General features: G+C 55.2%; 10 protein-coding genes. 4 read left to right on the top strand and 6 right to left on the bottom strand.

What is annotated here, in order from left to right:
- Window positions 1–246: 246 nt before the first annotated feature.
- The 5 genes from K0I31_RS13160 to K0I31_RS13140 form a co-directional block, all read right to left on the bottom strand.
- Window positions 247–2520, bottom strand: coding sequence for a multiheme c-type cytochrome (locus K0I31_RS13160; RefSeq protein WP_220078673.1), 2274 nt, complete (start codon window positions 2518–2520; stop codon window positions 247–249).
- A 539-nt stretch (window positions 2521–3059) separates the two neighbouring features.
- The gene (locus tag K0I31_RS13155; protein WP_220080848.1) at window positions 3060–5207 is read right to left on the bottom strand and encodes an OmcA/MtrC family decaheme c-type cytochrome; all 2148 of its coding nucleotides are present in this window, start codon (window positions 5205–5207) and stop codon (window positions 3060–3062) included.
- Window positions 5208–5282: 75 nt separating this feature from the next.
- Entirely contained in the window at window positions 5283–7193 is a 1911-nt protein-coding gene (locus K0I31_RS13150; RefSeq protein ID WP_220078672.1) for an OmcA/MtrC family decaheme c-type cytochrome, read from the bottom strand.
- A 37-nt stretch (window positions 7194–7230) separates the two neighbouring features.
- Window positions 7231–9342: an MtrB/PioB family decaheme-associated outer membrane protein gene (locus K0I31_RS13145; protein ID WP_220078671.1), complete on the bottom strand. Its 2112-nt coding sequence runs from the start codon at window positions 9340–9342 to the stop codon at window positions 7231–7233.
- 15 nt (window positions 9343–9357) lie between these two features.
- A complete protein-coding gene (locus K0I31_RS13140) occupies window positions 9358–10326 on the bottom strand; it encodes a DmsE family decaheme c-type cytochrome (RefSeq protein ID WP_220071829.1) in 969 nt (322 codons plus the stop codon).
- A gap of 393 nt (window positions 10327–10719) precedes the next feature.
- Here K0I31_RS13140 and K0I31_RS13135 point away from each other — a divergent pair, with 393 nt between their 5' ends.
- From K0I31_RS13135 to glnS, 3 genes are all read left to right on the top strand, one after another.
- A complete protein-coding gene (locus K0I31_RS13135; protein ID WP_011866315.1) occupies window positions 10720–10959 on the top strand; it encodes a FeoA family protein in 240 nt (79 codons plus the stop codon).
- On the top strand, window positions 10952–13246 hold the full coding sequence (gene feoB, locus K0I31_RS13130; RefSeq protein WP_220078670.1) for a Fe(2+) transporter permease subunit FeoB: 2295 nt from the start codon (window positions 10952–10954) through the stop codon (window positions 13244–13246). Before K0I31_RS13135 ends, feoB begins: the two co-directional genes overlap by 8 nt.
- Before the next feature lie 205 nt (window positions 13247–13451).
- The gene (glnS, locus tag K0I31_RS13125; protein ID WP_220078669.1) at window positions 13452–15122 is read left to right on the top strand and encodes a glutamine--tRNA ligase; all 1671 of its coding nucleotides are present in this window, start codon (window positions 13452–13454) and stop codon (window positions 15120–15122) included.
- Between the two features lie 74 nt (window positions 15123–15196).
- Here glnS and K0I31_RS13120 read toward each other — a convergent pair whose 3' ends face one another.
- Window positions 15197–15793: a Yip1 family protein gene (locus K0I31_RS13120; RefSeq protein WP_011866312.1), complete on the bottom strand. Its 597-nt coding sequence runs from the start codon at window positions 15791–15793 to the stop codon at window positions 15197–15199.
- Window positions 15794–16043: 250 nt separating this feature from the next.
- Here K0I31_RS13120 and miaE point away from each other — a divergent pair, with 250 nt between their 5' ends.
- Window positions 16044–16814, top strand: coding sequence for a tRNA isopentenyl-2-thiomethyl-A-37 hydroxylase MiaE (miaE, locus tag K0I31_RS13115; RefSeq protein WP_220042857.1), 771 nt, complete (start codon window positions 16044–16046; stop codon window positions 16812–16814).
- Window positions 16815–16879 lie beyond the last annotated feature (65 nt).

Genomic DNA, 16879 nt, shown 5'->3' with positions numbered 1-16879 from the left:
TTTTTATTTTCAGTCAAGAAAGTCAGCCAGTTAAATCACATCCTGTTAATTTGCTGTAGCCGAAAATGTGGCGCCTTTGGGGGTATGTAGAGCCTGTGTTTCTCTGAGTTTGCTCCATGCGCACCCGTGGTCTTGCGGCAGATGGGAGAGAAAGTGGAACAGAAAGCGGCGATAAAAAAGAGTGCCAGGCATGGCCTGACACTCTTGGGCTATTTTGAATGGGTCTTTAAAACAGTGGCGTCTGTTTTAGTTTTGCTTGTGCAGCTCGGCGACCTTCTCTGCGCTGTGGCAGGTGAGGCATGACTCGCTGTTTAGCATGGCCGCTTCATAGCTGCCGGCAACGACGCCGCCCATACTCTCGATGTGAGACTTGGCCGCATCTTTACCACCGCCGATCTCATAGCTCGATGAGACGTGACAAGAGGCGCACACACCGGCCTGTGGGCTGGAGTAGCTGGCATCGCCCTTGTTCCAGCGCATCGGGGTTGAACGTGCATTCTCTAGACCGAAGTTGAGATCGCTGTGACAGGCTGAGCAGTTGGCGCTGCTGACCAGTTGATGCACATCGGCTCGGCCATGGGCCTTACCGAAGGTGCCGTGAACGCGCACCACTAGGCTGTTGTAGTCACCGGCTTCGTGACACTGGGCACAGGTGTGTACGTCGGCGTTGCGGTAGTGCGCTGCACCCTTACGGGCCACCATGTCGTTGTTGTGACAGCTTGCGCAGTTGTCATAGTCCACGGCGCTGGCACGCACCGCACCAGGCGTTCCGTCAAGCTTAACAAACTCAGTCTTCGCCGCGTTGGCACTTAATACGCCGACGCAGTTGCCTTCGCCGTCAAGTTCAACCAAGGTTGAAGACTTGTTCTTAAAGCAGGTGCTAAAGCTTGAGGTGATCGCCAGATCGGCCCCATTGGCAATAACCTCGGCCAGTGAAGGTAGGCCATAGTTAGGCTTAGACGCATCGACGGTCACCGTATAGCTGCCATCAGGATTCGCGGTTGCACTACCACTGGTACGCGCCGCCAGGTAGGCGTCAGGTTTAACCGCATCGACGGCATTAACGTACACGGTAACGCGCGGTACATGTAGGCTGGTAACCGCCTCTTCACCCTTATTCAGGTTAAGGGTAAAGCTTAAGGTCGCGCTGGTTTCATCCCAGGCGATCTGGCTGTAGCTAGCACCGACTAAGATACCGGCCTGTGAGGCCGCCTGGCTGCTGGCCTGCTCGTGACCGGCAAAGTGACGGAAGGCGCCGCCGCGGGTATTGCCATCTTGGCTGCTGTGACAGGTGACACAACCTACCATTGTTGCGCCATCTTCACCCGGCGCCACCAGGCTGCTGCCCTTGTGGTATTCGCCATGACAGCTCTGACAGCTGGTCACATCTTTATCGCCAAACCAAGCGAGGGCGTGAGCGGTCAGGCCTTCGGGCAGCGTCTCTTCAGTGGTGGTGTAGCTTACGTGACAGCTTTGACAGTTGGCTGTCGAGGCCGGGAAGTTAAGCTCGGCCTTAGGATTGCCTTCACTATCGAGCGCCGCACCATCAAATTCATAGGCAAAGGCTGGGTTGTTGGCATTGGCGATAACCGAGTTGAACTTGGCCAGCTCGCGGCGATCTCCCTCTGTGATGCCTGTGTGCACGGCGTGAACCAGTCCCTTGATGGAGCCATCAAAGTTAAATTCGACTGTGTTGCCTTCACCATCGATACCTGAGCCGCTGTATTGGGTGTAGTCTGTGTGGCAGAAACCACAGCCGTCGGCGGTATTACCATAGTTGCCGTGGCGGATATGATCCTGACCTACGTGACAGCTGGTACAGGTATCCATCTCCAGCACTTTCTTAGGCGAAGAGACCGACTGCTCGGTTAAAGGATCCCAGTAGTAGGCTTCGACATTCTTCAGCTTGTTTTGGCCCACGCCATAGGTGATCAGGTAGATACCGTTGATCTGGTTGGCATCATAGTCGTAGTCCAGGCCATTGGTGTCTATGATCTCTGGCGCCGTAACCCGATAACGGCCTTCGCCTAGGTAGCTCAGGCAGCTAAGTCCTTCAGGGCAGTCACGAGTTGGACGCCAGTTGTTGGTGCCCGTCATAGGTACGCCGTTCTTGCTGGCGTTGCGGTAAGAGAGCCAGATCTCCTCGTCGCCATCGGCGCGGCCGGTGACCTGGGTGCCATCTTCCAGGCTGTAGGGTGTGAAGGCCTCGCTGCGGGTGCCCATGCGACCGAAGGCGATGCGTAGTGGGTCGGTGAGCGCCTCTAATCCTGTGACGGCGACGCCATTAGGATTGGTCAGGCTAAATTCGAAGCTTAGGGTCTTGGCCGCCGCGTCATAGCTGGCGCTTTCTATCTTGGTTTGGACCGCAGTCGCGCTGTTGATATCGACCGCGATTTCACCAGGCTTGCCATCTTCACCATCTTTACCATCGCTGCCGCCACAGCCGACCAGCGCCAGAGACAAGGCTCCGACACCGAATGCTGCTTTGACTGCGGTACTGATTGAATACCGTTTCATCATTTTTCCCCTGCATGAGAATGAGAGTGATCTCAATTTTTTCTTTTTTGGTATGAACAAGGTGGCCTGAGTTATTGCTATTGCCTCAACAACTTGGCGGCACCTTAGGGGCCATATTACTTAAAAGGGGGTAGGTGCAACGGCCCACTTGGCGCAAACGTGAAGCGGATCCATTAAGCTTGGTGGAAATTGATAAACTTGTTAAATCTATTATTTTACAAGTGGTTATAAGTTTTGTTTGAGGGCGTATTCTCTTGGGTGGCCTAAAAATAAGCCTTTTCTTAAATAAAGCTTAAGCGGCAGGGGATTTTTTCAGCGCAGTTTTGATCTAACGCAAGCATAGGCGCTGGGAAACCGATCCATTTTGCCGATGAAACTCCCGCATTTGTGGGCTTGATGTTATTAATTTGTGAGATGTGCGGCTGAGCGGCGCGGTTTATGGCGTCATGCATTGATGGCATGCATCGGTGTAGGGCGATAAAAAAGGAGGCCGCAGCCTCCTTTTATCCAGTGTTTCGCTCACCATCTTTTATAGTGCGATGCTACTCCTGGTGAATGCCTAACAGCTGAGCCGGCGTATGGCAGGTGGCGCAGGTCTCTGCCGCCCGGGCGCGCACATCGTCTGCGTCCATACCGTCTAAGATACCGCCGTTGGCCTGGATATGGGCCGCACCAGAATCCTTAAGGTATTTCTGGTGGCAACTCAGGCAGGCGCCGGCATCGGATGAGACCCAGATATCGACGCCTGTGGTGGTATCGCCATAGCGCCAGACGCGATCGCTGGCGCGGCCAAGTGTGATGCCATCATCGGTATGACAGGTGAGGCAGTCTGTCTTGAGCACAGTACCCGACTGCACGCCGGCATACTTGAGGTAGTGACCCTCTGCCTCGTGGGCCTTAAAGGCGAAGCTGGTGGGGCGACGTCCGCCCGGATAACTGTCATCACCGCTGGTGGTCTTGTCTGAGGTATGACAGGTCTGACAGTTATAACCATTGTTGTAATGGTGATTCTCTTGGTTGTGGCAGGTCTGACACTTGCTGGTATCGACGATGGCGCGGCGCATGGCCACCTGGCCATCTTCGGCAACGCCTGTACCGGACCAGACGAAGCGATAGGGCGCCTCTTTAACGGCCACCGAGCGGGTATCATCGCTACAGGCGGTCATAACCACATCGGTAACGCCATAGCCGCCGTGGTTGAAGCACACCTCTATGGCAGACCAGAGCTCGAAGGTCTTACCTGTGGCATCCATTGGCATGTCGAAGCTGCTGGCCACTATGGTGAAGGTCTTGCTGGCATCGTCATAGGTGCCTTGGGACAGCCTGAAGCGACGATTGCTGTAGGAGGCATCCGTGTAGGCCGGGTAGTCTTTGTCCACATCCCAGGCTACCACGACGCGGGTGCCAAGCTCGATAAATTCGCTGGCTACCGGATTACCGGCAGAGTCGGTTACTTGGAGATCAAATTTCAGCTTGCCGTCGCCATCCAGGCCTATGTTGCTGAAGCTGACGCCCATGGCTTGGGCCTGCGAGTAGGCCTTTAGCACATCGCCATGGCGCTTCTCGGCGTTGCCTGTGCCCGGATAGGTATCCGTGGCGTTGTGGCAGGCGACGCAGTTGGTGCTAGAGTGATTCTGCGATGGTTTCTCGGTGTGACAGCTGATACAGGCAACGCTGGAGTTATCTGCCTTAAACAGGGCGGCGTCGCTTGGGGCGCCGTCCCCCTCTTTGTGACAGGCGGCGCAGTTAGCCGCCGGTTTCTGCGGGAACATCACCTTGCCATAGTCGTGCAGGCTGCCGCCAAAGCCCACTATCTTATAGGGGGCGGGTACAATCCCTTCTGGCGTGCTGGTGACCCTGTCCTGACCCTTGTGGATGGCATGGATCAGGTAGGTAAATTCGATGCTGTTGCCGCTCTCGGGATCGCCTGAGGTTGCGGTATGACAGCTGGCGCAGTTTTCGAGGCTGATGCGGCGGCCACCGTGCAGTGCTAGGCTCTCCTCCTGGTGACAGTTAAGACAGGTCTCCTTACTCACAACATTGCGGGTTTGAATTCCGTCGGTCGACCCCGAAGAGGGCTGCCAGTCATGGTGGGCGTTGGCGGTCGCCTGGGGCAGCTTCAGCTCCAGGGTGACCCTGTGGGTGTTATCGCCATTGTAGGTGATGGCTAAAGGCTCGGTGACATTGGCGATGTTTTGCTGAAACTTATAGGTGTAGCTGCCATCGAGATTATCCGTCAGGCAGTCTTCGCAGGCACTGGCGGCCTCGACATTGGCTTGATATTGAGGCGAGGGGTTAAGGCCAGAGGTGTCATCTGGCAATGAACCCGGCTGTCTGAGGCTATTGATGTAGGCCTGCCACTGGTAGCCGCGATCGAAGCTTTGGCCGTCAATCGTCTCTGTGACCTGGGCCAGCTGGGCGATACCGAATCTGAGGTCATAGTCTTTGGTCAGGCCGAGAACGGCCACGCCGTTGGCATTCTCAAGCTTAAAGGTCACGCTGACCTGACCATCTTCTACCGATGCCTGGGTAAACTGGGCCATCACGCTTGGGGTATCTGTGATGCTGACGCCTATGACACCGTCGGGGCCGTCTTTACCATCCTTGCCGTCGCTACCACAGCCCAGTAGCAGCGCGCTGCAACTCAGGGCGATGAGGCTCCATTGATTCACCTTCTTCTTCATATCCATCATAGTGCCTTCCATTTCAGTCAATCTCTCAATGCGTTGTCGAATCGGCGCCAGTGGCCTGGCGCCTTGTCCGGTTTATTTGATGGGATGCACGGTCAGCACATCGGCATCGGCGCCTTGTCGGTGACAAGTGCTGCAGCTCTCGGTGCCTGCGGTGGCATCGGACAGGGTGCCGCTGAATACTGCGCCTTGCTGGATCATATGGTTCTTGTTGGTCTCGCTGCTGTGGCAGTCGCTACAGATGGCGGCCGTCGGGCTGGTGTAGCTGCCATCGTCTATGGCCAGCGGTTTCACACCGGCATCCAGCGGCAGGGCGACCGAGAGCACGCCATCTCTGTCGGCGTGGCACTGGGCGCAGTTACCTATGTTGCCCGGGTAGTTGATCCCTTCGAAACCGGCGCGCTGGCCGCTATGAATGCCGTGGATGAGATGCTTGAAGTCCGCTGTGGTGAGGGACGGATTGTCCGCAGCCTCGGCTTGCATGTTGGGGTTGTGACATAGCTGACACTGACCCTCAAGATCGTTGCGCGAACCGTGGAAGTTCAGCTGTTGATCCCCGTGGCAGCTACCGCAGGTGTCGTTGTTGACCACCACGCGGCGGCCGCTATCGCTCAAGGCATCGGTGGCGAAGAAGCGATGGCTGGATTTGATCACCACTTCGCTGTTGGCCTCATCACTACAGGCGCCCAGCACGCCGTTGGCGGCGCAGACTCTGCCTTGAATCGCTAGCGTGCCTTTATCCATCTCGCTACCTGCGGGGACCGTCAGCCCGGCTATCTGATAGTCGAAGCTGCCGTTGCTGCCGGAGATAGGCGCGGTCTCATGCACACGTATGGAGCGCGCCGAGCGGGTGGCATAGTCGAAGCTGGTGCCCCAGTTGGCGTATACGCGAAGGTCGGAGACGAAATCCAGTTGGTCGGCGCTGGCCGTGTAGGGCTGATCCGTCGCGGGGTTTTCCAGTGTCAGGGTGAATGAGAGGGTATCGCCACTGCGCATCGCTTTGGTGATCACAGGCTTAAATTGTGCCAATGCCTGGGCGTTGCCACCGTCGTTGTGGACGCTGGCGGTCCAATCTGGGTTGTGACAGGCGACGCAGTTGGCGTTGTTGAGCTGCGCCGGATGGCCTTCCCCCTTCTTGAAGTCGATATAGGTATGGCAGGCGCCGCAGGCCTCCATGGTGGGTACCCGCGCCCAATTCATCTGCTCGCTCAATGTCTCGTCCTCGGCGTGGCAGGTCTGGCAGTTTGCCAGCGAGCCGGGGAAGCCGGTCAGATGTTTGCCGTGGATCATCTGCGGGAAGATGTTATCTGGATTGCTGACGCGATCGGCGTTGTGACAGGTCACACAGGTCTCAATCTGGTTATAGTTGCCGCGGTGAAAGGCCAGATCGTTATGACAGCTGTTGCAGGTTTCTATCTTGATCAGGTTGCGGGTGTATAGCGGATCGCTGCTGGTGCCGTCTTTGTCGCCCTGCCAGTCGAAGTGCTGGTTGGTGATGGGCAGGCTGGTGCCGTCGGCCAGGCTGTCGCCCCCTAGCTTAACCACTATGCGCTGGGTGGCGCCAACCTGATAGCCGACATCGTTTAAGCCGTCGAAGGCGGCGCTAAAGGTGTAGCTGTAGCGGCCATTCTTATGATCCACATACTCCCCAGGGCAGCTGTCGTTACAGCTCTCCGAGGTGAAGTATTGCCACTGGGAGGCATTGCCCGCATTGGTATAGCCCTGGGGCAGCAGCTGAGCGGCAATAAAGGTGGCGCTTGGGATCCCCACTACAGGTTCGTCATCCTGATTGGTGACGCGGTAGTTTACCGTGGCAACACCTGATTGCATCTGCACGGGATCGAAGCTGACCACTAAGGTGTCGATCACCATGGCTGGTGGGCCGCCGGGCTCGCCAGGATTACCGGGTTTACCATCATCGCCGCCACAGGCGGAGAGTAGCGAAACTAGCCCAAACAGGGCGGCATAATGGAAAGTTTTGTTCATCTTCATCATCGCTTCCTTGGCATAGGGGGCGCCTGAGTTACAGCTGGTAACTCAGGGTCACTCCAAAGTAGTGGGCGTTGTAATCATGGCTGAGGTCACCGAAGGTCAAGACGTTGGGGATGCTGTCTGGCATCAGCTTGTCGTTGGCCCAGTCGGCGTCTTGGTACTGCTCGAAGACCCAATCCAGCCGCAGTCCCAGGCTCTCGCTGAGATTAAAGTCGGCGAAGGCGTTGAGATTGTGCCGGGTGGCGTAATAGCTGCCGTATGGGCTGTGCAGCCCCTGGATGACCTCTGTGTCGCTCTGGCCGTCGCTATAGCTGTAGTTGAGGCCTAGTCGCAGACGGTTCTCCATCAGGGCGTCGTAATCGAACCCGGCACCGATAAGGGTCGCCTTATCCTTGGTGGTGGCAAACCAGTTGGCACTACTGAAGTTGTTGCTGCCCGCCTGATCGCTGTCGCGCCAGTCCTGATTGACGAAGGCGCTGAGGTTAATCTGCTCACTCAGGGCATAGTTGGCGGAGAGATCATAGCCTTGGCTATCGACCTGGGTCAGGCCTATCTGGGTGTCTGTGTAGTCATCCTGCATCAGGTGCAGGTTGAGCGTGGCGCTGAGTGCCTCGCCGTTATAGCTGGTGTAGAGGCCATAACGCTGGCGCTCACGATCGGCGAGATAGCTGCGCCTTAACAGCGGGTTGTTGGGGCGATTGCTGACGCTCGAGCCCAGATATTCGCTGCCGCCGCGATCCTCAAACTCGGCCTTGAGCCAGGCCTGCCATTGGGAGGAGAGCCGATAGTGGAGCTTGGCGGTAACATCTGATGTCTGCAGGCTGTCGCGGTCGAGGGCGTTGTAGTTGTTGTGCTCATACTGGTATTGCAGATCCAGATAGAGGCTGCGGGTAAAGCGGTACTTGGCTCCCAGATTCGCCTGTTGACGGGTTCGGTCATAGGCCTGATTAAGCTTATCGCCGCTGTAGTAGCTGTCGGTAATGATCTGCGGGTAACTCAAGATCTCAGACTTGTTGTCGCGATCGCGATAGTCGTAGCCGGCCCTGAGGCTGAGCTCTGGGGTGAGACGCCCGAGATACTTAAGCTTCATCTCCAGCAGATCCACCTGGCCGTCGAGATTACTTGCCGGCAGCATGGGCGAGGGGCCATTAATGGTGGCCGGCAGATAGGGCTGATCTTGGGTCATGCGGCTAAAGCCCAGATGCATCAGCACCTGCTGCCCCGGGGCGGAGAACTGACTGTGGGCCGCGACCCGATAAGCCTTGTTATCGGGCGCCACTGCGCTCTGGCCATAATAGGCGGCGCCGAAGGTGGGGCTGAAGGCCGATTGCCAGTGCAGGGCATTGATATCGTTTTTGTAATGACTGAGCTCGGCATCTATGCCGGTCAGCCACTGATCGCCGCGAAAGTAGAGTTTGCCTTCGATGCGATCGTTCTTGTCGTCGACGGGCTCGGCCAGCATGGTGCTGTTGGTGAGCAGGTTGGCGCTGGCACGGCGATTGCCCTGACGCTGCTCATGTTGGTAGCCAAGGCTAGCCTCGTAGAAGCTGCCGGTATAGGCGGCGTCGAGACGGTAGCGGTCACGGGTGATCTTAAGCTCACTCGCCATCAGGCTATCGTTTAGGCTGCTCATCTGATCGGTTGTGGCGGCGCTCTGCCATTGGCTGGGGAGCTGCCAACTAGCGGCCGTTAGTCGATAGGGGGTTAGCGCCGCGTTGTTGTCGAAGCGGGCAAAGCCTCGATAACTGGCGGCTATCTCGTACTGGCCCTTGCGCCCCGTGGTTAGGCTGGCCGAGCCGGCGTCGTAGCCTAGGCGGTCTGCCTTAAATTGGGTCTGGTAGCCAGAGGCCTTCTTGTGGGTCAGGTCTGCCTCCAGGCTCGCCACGGCACCATCTGTGTCTGTGCCCGTGGTGTTGCCGAAACGGCTATCGCCGCCGTCGTTATAGGCGACACCGACGCCTATCTCACCTGTAGTCGCATTTTTGACTTCACAGCGCTGGCATTTCCAGGCATCCATCTTCACCGAGCTGCGATTGGCGGAGGCGAGATCGTACCCCTGAGCCGATGCCAGGCTGCTGAGAATAGAGAGGGTCAGCAGGCTAAGTGACCAAGCGCGTGTGTGAGTCCCTTTAAGTCTGTTCATCGCTATGCTCCCTCATTAACGTTGCAGTAGTTTGCCCGATGGATGGTTAGAGCCATGCACCTGGTTGTGGCAGTTGAGGCAGCTTTGGCCGCCGTTGAAGGCATTAGGGCTGTTGGCAAATACCGGATTGGCGGCGTGACCGTCGCTGGCGTGGCACTGCTGGCAAAGCTGAGGGGGCTTGGCGATCAACATGGCCTCGTTGACCGTGCCGTGGGGATTATGACAGTTGGCGCAGTTATCGGTGACCGGCGCATGTTCCCACAGCTTAGGCCCACGTTTCTCGGCGTGGCAGGCGTAGCAGTTGTCGTTGATGCTCATCTGTTTTAGGCTGGCCTCGCCCAGACCGCCGTGGGGATTGTGACAGTCGCTACAGACCATCTGTTGCCACTTGAGGGGGTGGCTGCTGCGCTTGTGCAGGTCGGCCTTTTGTTGGGTATGACATGTGGTGCAGACGGCGACCTCCTGGCTCTTATCGCTAATGGGGTCGTGACCCGTGTGTACCTGGTGACAATCGCTACAGGCGACATCGGCATTGTCGTGATGATTGCCGCTCCAGCCCATGCGCTGGTCGTCGTTATGGCAGCTCATGCAGACGCTGTTTTGTTTCTCTGCTGGCACGGGTGAGTTGGCGCCGAAGGTGATCATAGGCTCCTTGCCGCCACGATTATGTTTGCCCATGGGGCCGTGGCAGGCTTCGCACTGCAGGTCGGCCATGGGGGAGCCTTTTACCTGGGGATTGCCATGCACGCCGTCAAATAGCGCCATGACGGTTTGGTTCTTGCGATGGCACATGAGGCAGCTATCGGCGCCTTTTGGGGAGTATTGACCTTCGGCGAATTTGCTATCGAGGATCTTCTCCACCTCCTCGGCGGGCATCTCGTCCCAGGGGGTTGCCTGAGCGAGCAAACTAAAGAGAGGGTATAGCGCGAGTAGGGCCGTTAGCCTAAGGGCACGCAGCCAAGTCGATTCCTTTTTCATCATCATCCATCCAAGCACAGTGTGGCGTTTAGTTGTTATCTTTATGAATTACTAATTTACCAAAGCTAAATAATAGGCAAGATTTGTGACGAATGTGTAAATTTTGTGGCGATAAATAATGGGTAAAAATGAAGTATTTGAGCGAATTAGCACTTTATGTGATCTAGATCACGTGGCACCCGTAGGTTGGGACGTAGAATTGCTCGCTAATGAAAATGGTTCTCATTTGATAATCTCGTTTACTGATTGAGATATCTGTCACATAATATAAAATACAATTGAAAATTATTATCGTTTCCAATCATAAATATTGATCTAGATAAAGTTATTGGAAGCCTTGCTCCGTTAGAATCTGGTGTAGTTCAGATTTATCGAGACCTGAAAAGGTAGAGTTGCAATATGAAATTAAGCGAATTAAAGCCTGGCGATAGTGCAGTGATCTCCGAGGTTGGCCAGATTAGCCTGCCTGCGGTGGTGAAACGCAAGCTTTTATCCATGGGGATCACCCCCAACACCTCTCTGACCCTATTACGACGCGCCCCATTGGGCTCGGGATTAGAGTTGGCCATTCGTGGCAGTAAGTTATGCATGCGTAAGGACCTGGCTGAAGTAATTGAGGTGGAGCTGGCTCATGGCTAAACAATTTCATTGTGTGACCGTTGGTAACCCTAACGCGGGCAAGTCAACACTCTTTAATGCGCTAACCGGTGCTAACCAGCAGGTGGGTAACTGGTCTGGGGTAACGGTAGAGAAGAAGACAGGGGCCTTTACCCTGAACGATACCCAGGTGCTGCTGACGGATCTGCCTGGTATATACGACTTACTGCCAGCCGGTAGCAGCTGCGATTGCTCTCTCGACGAGCAGATTGCCCAGCAATACCTGGCCGAGGCGCAGATGGATGGTATCATCAACCTGGTCGATGCCACTAACATCGAGCGTCACCTGTATCTGACGGTGCAGCTACGCGAGCTTGGCATTCCTATGGTGGTAGTGATCAACAAGATTGACGCGGCCAAGGCCCATGGGATAGAGGTCGATGTCGACAAGATGAGTCAGCAGTTAGGCTGCCCAGTGATCGCCGTCTGCTCTCGCGATATGAATGATATCAAGCAGGTACAGGCCCAGGTGGTCGACCTGTTAGATGGTAAGGTGTCCGAGGCACCTCTGGTGCTGGACTACGATGTTGAGATCGAGGCGGGTATCGAGGCGCTGTTTGAGCGTGATAGCCAGCTGAGTCGTGGCCGCGCCCTGGCGATGATGGGTAACGGTCTTGGCTGTGGCCAGTGTAAGAATGGTCAGATGCTGTCTGAGGTTTCCCAATGCTCCGAGCGCTTAGCGGCCCAGGGCAAGGATATCGAGATCATGGTGGCCACCACACGTTTCGATTTCGTGCAGCAGGTCTTTAACCAATCGGTGAAAGACAGCGATCAGCTTACCCTGAGCGACCGTCTCGATAAGCTAGTGTTACATCCCATCGCAGGTGTCCCGGTATTCCTGTTTGTGATGTACCTGATGTTTATGTTCAGTATCAATGTCGGTAGCGCCTTTATCGACTTCTTCGACATCACGGCCGGCGCTCTGTTTGTCGATCATCTCGGCGCCCTGATGACCAATATCGGTGCCCCAGCCTGGTTGGTGACCATAGTTGCCGGCGGTATGGGCCAGGGTATCCAAACCGTAGCCACCTTTATTCCCGTTATCGCCGCGCTATTCCTGGCACTGTCTGTGCTGGAAGGCTCGGGTTACATGGCGCGCGCAGCCTTCGTGGTCGATGGCCTGATGCGTCGCATCGGTCTGCCGGGTAAGGCGTTTGTGCCTATGATCGTCGGTTTTGGCTGCTCGGTACCTGCCATCATGGCGACCCGTACCTTAGGCAGCGAGCGTGAGCGTATCGTGACAGGTATGATGGCCCCCTTCATGTCTTGTGGTGCGCGTCTGCCGGTTTATGCCCTGTTTGCGGCGGCCTTCTTCCCCGAGTCGGGTCAGAACCTGGTATTCCTGCTCTATATCATAGGCGTGTTAGCCGCGGTAGGCACGGGCTTGTTGCTACGTTCAACCTTGCTTCCCGGCAGCAGCAGCGCCGTGGTGATGGAACTGCCTAACTACGAGAAGCCGAAGCTTAAGGCGGTGATGGCCAGAACCGGTAAGCGTACCAAGAGCTTTATTCTGGGCGCAGGTAAGACAATCGTTATCGTGGTGACCCTGCTTAACTTCATCAACGCCATAGGTGTCGACGGCAGCTTCGGCCACGAGGACAGCTCTGAGTCTGTGTTGAGTGTGGCGAGCCAGAAGGTTACCCCGCTCTTCTCGCCAATGGGCATAGAGCAGGATAACTGGCCAGCAACCGTGGGTATCATCACAGGTATTTTCGCCAAAGAAGCCGTGGTGGGCACACTGAACAGCCTCTACTCGACCGCGAGCGGTGAAGATGAAACCTTGGCGCCACTGTCTGAGAGCTTCAGCGAAGCCTTGGCAACCATTCCTGAAAACCTGTTTGGCATCGCACCTGAAGATCCGCTATCTATCTCGGTTGGTGACATTCAGACCATTGAGACGGCCTCGAGTGAACTGGATGTAGATACCTCGACTTTCAGTGCGCTGCAGAGCGGTTTCAGCGGTGTGACGGCAGCCTTTGCCTACCTGCTGTTTATCCTACTCTACACCCCGTGTGTGGCGGCTATGGGCGCTCTAGTGGGTGAGTTTGGCTCACGTTGGGCAACCTTTGCGGCAACCTGGACCCTGGGCCTGGCCTATGGCACAGCGACCGTCTTCTATCAGGCGATGACCTTTGCGGCGCACCCGCTGCAGTCTGGTCTGTGGATAGCCTTCTTCCTGGTCGCGCTGGTGGTCTTCTACCTCTGGTTAAAGCGCAAGGGACAGCGTGCTCAGACCATTATTCCTGTGATCAATGTGGTGACCGAGTAGATTTAAGCCTGATGTAAAACAGCTTGTTAAACCGAGAAAAGCAGCGATAAGTCGCTGCTTTTCTGTTTTTGCGCTAAATCATGGCAGTTTTTGCGATTTGGCCGTTGTAACGAAGCGAAATCTGTAGGAATATGCAGGTTTTCTCCCATTAGTCTCGAGCGGCACCTGTGCGCCCGATGAAATAGAGTTCGCAAAGAGGATTTCCATGAGTCATGTGGACACCGAAGTACGTCCAAGTAACTTCATTCGTAACATCATAGATGAAGATTTAGTGAGCGGTAAGCACACCCGCGTGCACACTCGTTTTCCGCCCGAGCCAAACGGCTATCTTCATATCGGTCACGCAAAATCGATCTGTTTGAACTTCGGTTTGGCGCAGGACTACAAGGGGCTATGTAACTTACGTTTTGATGATACCAACCCTGAGAAAGAGGATATCGATTACGTTAACTCTATTCAGGCCGACGTACATTGGTTAGGTTTCCAATGGGATGGTGAGATCCGTTATTCGTCGAACTATTTCGATCAGCTGCACCAATACGCGGTAGAACTCATCAAGAAGGGACTGGCTTATGTCTGTTTCCTCAATGGTGAGCAGACCCGTGAATACCGTGGCACCCTGAAGGAGCCGGGTAAGAACAGTCCATATCGCGATACCTCTGTCGAAGAAAACCTTGAGCTGTTCGAGAAGATGCGCAAGGGCGAATTCAAAGAGGGCGAATGTGCACTCAGGGCCAAGATCGATATGGCGTCACCCTTCATGTGTATGCGCGATCCTGTGATCTATCGTATCCGTTTCGCCCATCACCATCAGACAGGCGACAAGTGGTGCATCTACCCTATGTATGATTTCACCCACTGTATCTCTGATGCGCTGGAAGATATCACTCATTCGCTCTGTACGCTGGAATTCCAGGATAACCGCCGTCTGTATGACTGGGTGCTGGATAACCTGGACGATTTCCAGGCGCCAAACCGTACCCGTCAATATGAGTTCTCTCGCCTGAATCTGGAATACACCCTGATGTCTAAGCGTAAGCTTAACGATCTTGTGGTGCGCGGTCTGGTATCAGGATGGGACGACCCACGTATGCCAACCATCGCCGGTCTGCGTCGTCGTGGCTACACGCCTGCGGCGATTCGTGAATTCTGCCGTCGTATCGGTGTGACCAAGCAAGAGAACATGGTCGAAGTGAGCATGCTTGACGCCTGTATTCGTGAAGAGCTGAACGAGCACGCGCCTCGCGCCATGGCGGTGATCAACCCGGTTAAGGTTATCATCGAAAACTACCCAGAAAGTCAGGTAGAGAAGCTATCTGCACCGGCGCACCCGACTATCGAGTCTATGGGCGAGCGCGAGCTGGTATTCGGTCGCGAACTCTATATCGATGCCGACGATTTCCGTGAAGAGGCCAACAAGAAGTACAAGCGTCTTATCCAGGGCAAAGAGGTGCGTCTGCGTAATGCCTATGTGATCAAGGCCGAGCGCTGCGATAAAGATGAGGCGGGCAATGTAACCACCATCTATTGTACCTATGACGATCAGACCCTGGGTAAGAACCCAGCAGATGGCCGTAAGGTGAAAGGGGTGATCCACTGGGTTGAGGCAACAAGCGCAGTGCCAGCCGAGTTCCGTCTATATGACAGACTCTTCAATCAGCCAAACCCGGCGGCCGCCGAGACGGTTGATGAGGTGCTAAACCCTGAGTCATTGGTGGTTAAGCATGGCTTGGTCGAGCCGGGTCTGGTTAATGCACAGGCCGAGAAGGCCTATCAGTTCGAGCGCGAAGGTTACTTCTGCGCCGATAGCAAAGACTCATCGCCTGAGCATCTGGTGTTTAACCTGACGGTTGCTCTGCGAGACTCTTCTAACTAAGTAAATGCTTGGTATTAAAAAAGGCTTTAGGTGAACCCTAAAGCCTTTTTTGTATCTTGCGTCAGCTAACTCGTCTATTGGTACATGGGGCCTAGGCCGAAGCTCCAAAGGATGACGCTCGAAGCCATCAGAGCGACCAATAGCACCAAGCCTGCGGTGACTACCGAACTGGCATAGATGAAGCCTTTCTCTTCCGGGATATTCATGATGATAGGTACCCCAGTGTAGAGCAGGTACACAGAGTAGGTGAGTCCTACGAGTCCAACGACCATCATGAACCAGAGCGCAGGATACAGCGCCGCCAGGCCGACCATGAAGAGAGGCGTTGCGGTATAGGCTGCCAGCTCGATCGCCTGTGTGTAGCTAGGCTGAGCATCGAAGGTCTTTGCCATCCAATAGGCCAGATAGGCCAGGGCGAAGACGCCGGCAATCAGGCCGAAATACATGCTGATGGACATCATCATGGCGCTTTGCTTGGTGAGGAAGAGGGGATCGGATACCCCTAGGTTCCAGCCGAACATGGTGGAGGCAAGATAGGTACAGACGGCCGGTATGAGGGCGATTAGCATGACATGGCTAAGACTGCTTCTCAGCGCTTCGTGGTTTTTCTCAATTGTGTGCCACTCTTCTTTCGGATGAGTGTATAACCCCATTAAGTGATTCAATATCATTATAATTATCCTTGTTCAGCTTTCATATTGTGCTCGCCAAACTTCAGACGAACCCGCATTGCCTGTTGGTCTGCTACCCAATAGACCTCAGGCTCCCAAACAGCCCTGTGAGGACTGACATAGTTTATTTATTGAACATAAACTTAGACTAGTCAAGCTAACTTTCATCTGTTAGGCAGATGGACCTGCCTAAGGCCATCTTTTAAGGGTAGAATAGTCGGCGTCTGTCCGTTTAACCCTCGAGTGTGTGATGCAAGCCCTTTTAGCCCCGATAAAGCAATTTTTACAATGTGAAACCCCTGATGAGTGGATAGCGCTCGCCAGCCAGAGCGAGCAGCTTGCTGCGCTGCTTATCGATCACTGTAACTGTGAGCTGAAGGCGGCGCAGACGGCGATGTTTTTGATCCGTAAGTATGCGGTGGATAAGGCGAGTGGCGATCAGCTACTCCAGTGGGCCAAGCCCTATGAGGAGTTCGTCTATAACAAGTCGCGGGATATCGATGCCTTTCTGGCGCGGGATGTGAAAAAGAATGAGCTGGTGGGTGAGTTGACCGCGAAGGATGGGGTCGATTACGGTCAGGATCTTATCGCCAAGATGGTACGCCTGATAAAAGAGGAGTTTCACCATTTTGAGCAGGTGCTGGAGATCATGCAGGCACGGGGCATACCCTATCAGAATCTCACTGCAGGCCGCTACGCCAAGGGGATGATGCGCGCGGTGCGCACCCATGAGCCGGCTACCCTGGTGGATAAGCTGATCGTAGGCGCCTTTATCGAGGCTCGCTCCTGTGAGCGTTTCGCCAAGCTAGCGCCTTATCTTGATGAGGGCCTGAGTAAGTTCTACGTGTCGCTGCTGCGCTCAGAGGCGCGTCACTATCAAGATTATCTGGTGCTGGCCCAGGCGATATCGCCTGAGAATATAGATGAACGTGTGGCTCACTTTGCCAAGCTGGAGGCGGAACTTATAAGCGCGCCAGACAGTGAGTTTAAGTTTCACTCGGGAAGGCCTGAGACCTGTTGATACGGGAAAAGTCTGACAGACCTTAGTTAGTGCGTACTGTAAACTAACGGGGGATCAGGCTGTTT

Source organism: Shewanella spartinae, assembly GCF_019457555.1.
In the GTDB taxonomy this organism is placed as follows: Bacteria; Pseudomonadota; Gammaproteobacteria; order Enterobacterales; family Shewanellaceae; genus Shewanella; species Shewanella loihica.
The sequence above is the reverse complement of the archived record's forward strand: the minus strand, read 5'-3'. Positions and strand labels throughout refer to the sequence as shown.

What these genes read in the sequence shown, in the direction of transcription:
- K0I31_RS13135 (WP_011866315.1), top strand. Translation starts at nt 10,720, where the DNA reads ATGAAATTAAGCGAATTAAAGCCTGGCGATAGTGCAGTGATCTCCGAG.
- K0I31_RS13150 (WP_220078672.1), bottom strand. Translation starts at nt 7,193, where the DNA reads ATGAACAAAACTTTCCATTATGCCGCCCTGTTTGGGCTAGTTTCGCTA.
- feoB (WP_220078670.1), top strand. Translation starts at nt 10,952, where the DNA reads ATGGCTAAACAATTTCATTGTGTGACCGTTGGTAACCCTAACGCGGGC.
- K0I31_RS13145 (WP_220078671.1), bottom strand. Translation starts at nt 9,342, where the DNA reads ATGAACAGACTTAAAGGGACTCACACACGCGCTTGGTCACTTAGCCTG.
- K0I31_RS13160 (WP_220078673.1), bottom strand. Translation starts at nt 2,520, where the DNA reads ATGATGAAACGGTATTCAATCAGTACCGCAGTCAAAGCAGCATTCGGT.
- K0I31_RS13120 (WP_011866312.1), bottom strand. Translation starts at nt 15,793, where the DNA reads ATGATATTGAATCACTTAATGGGGTTATACACTCATCCGAAAGAAGAG.
- K0I31_RS13140 (WP_220071829.1), bottom strand. Translation starts at nt 10,326, where the DNA reads ATGATGATGAAAAAGGAATCGACTTGGCTGCGTGCCCTTAGGCTAACG.
- glnS (WP_220078669.1), top strand. Translation starts at nt 13,452, where the DNA reads ATGAGTCATGTGGACACCGAAGTACGTCCAAGTAACTTCATTCGTAAC.
- miaE (WP_220042857.1), top strand. Translation starts at nt 16,044, where the DNA reads ATGCAAGCCCTTTTAGCCCCGATAAAGCAATTTTTACAATGTGAAACC.
- K0I31_RS13155 (WP_220080848.1), bottom strand. Translation starts at nt 5,207, where the DNA reads ATGGATATGAAGAAGAAGGTGAATCAATGGAGCCTCATCGCCCTGAGT.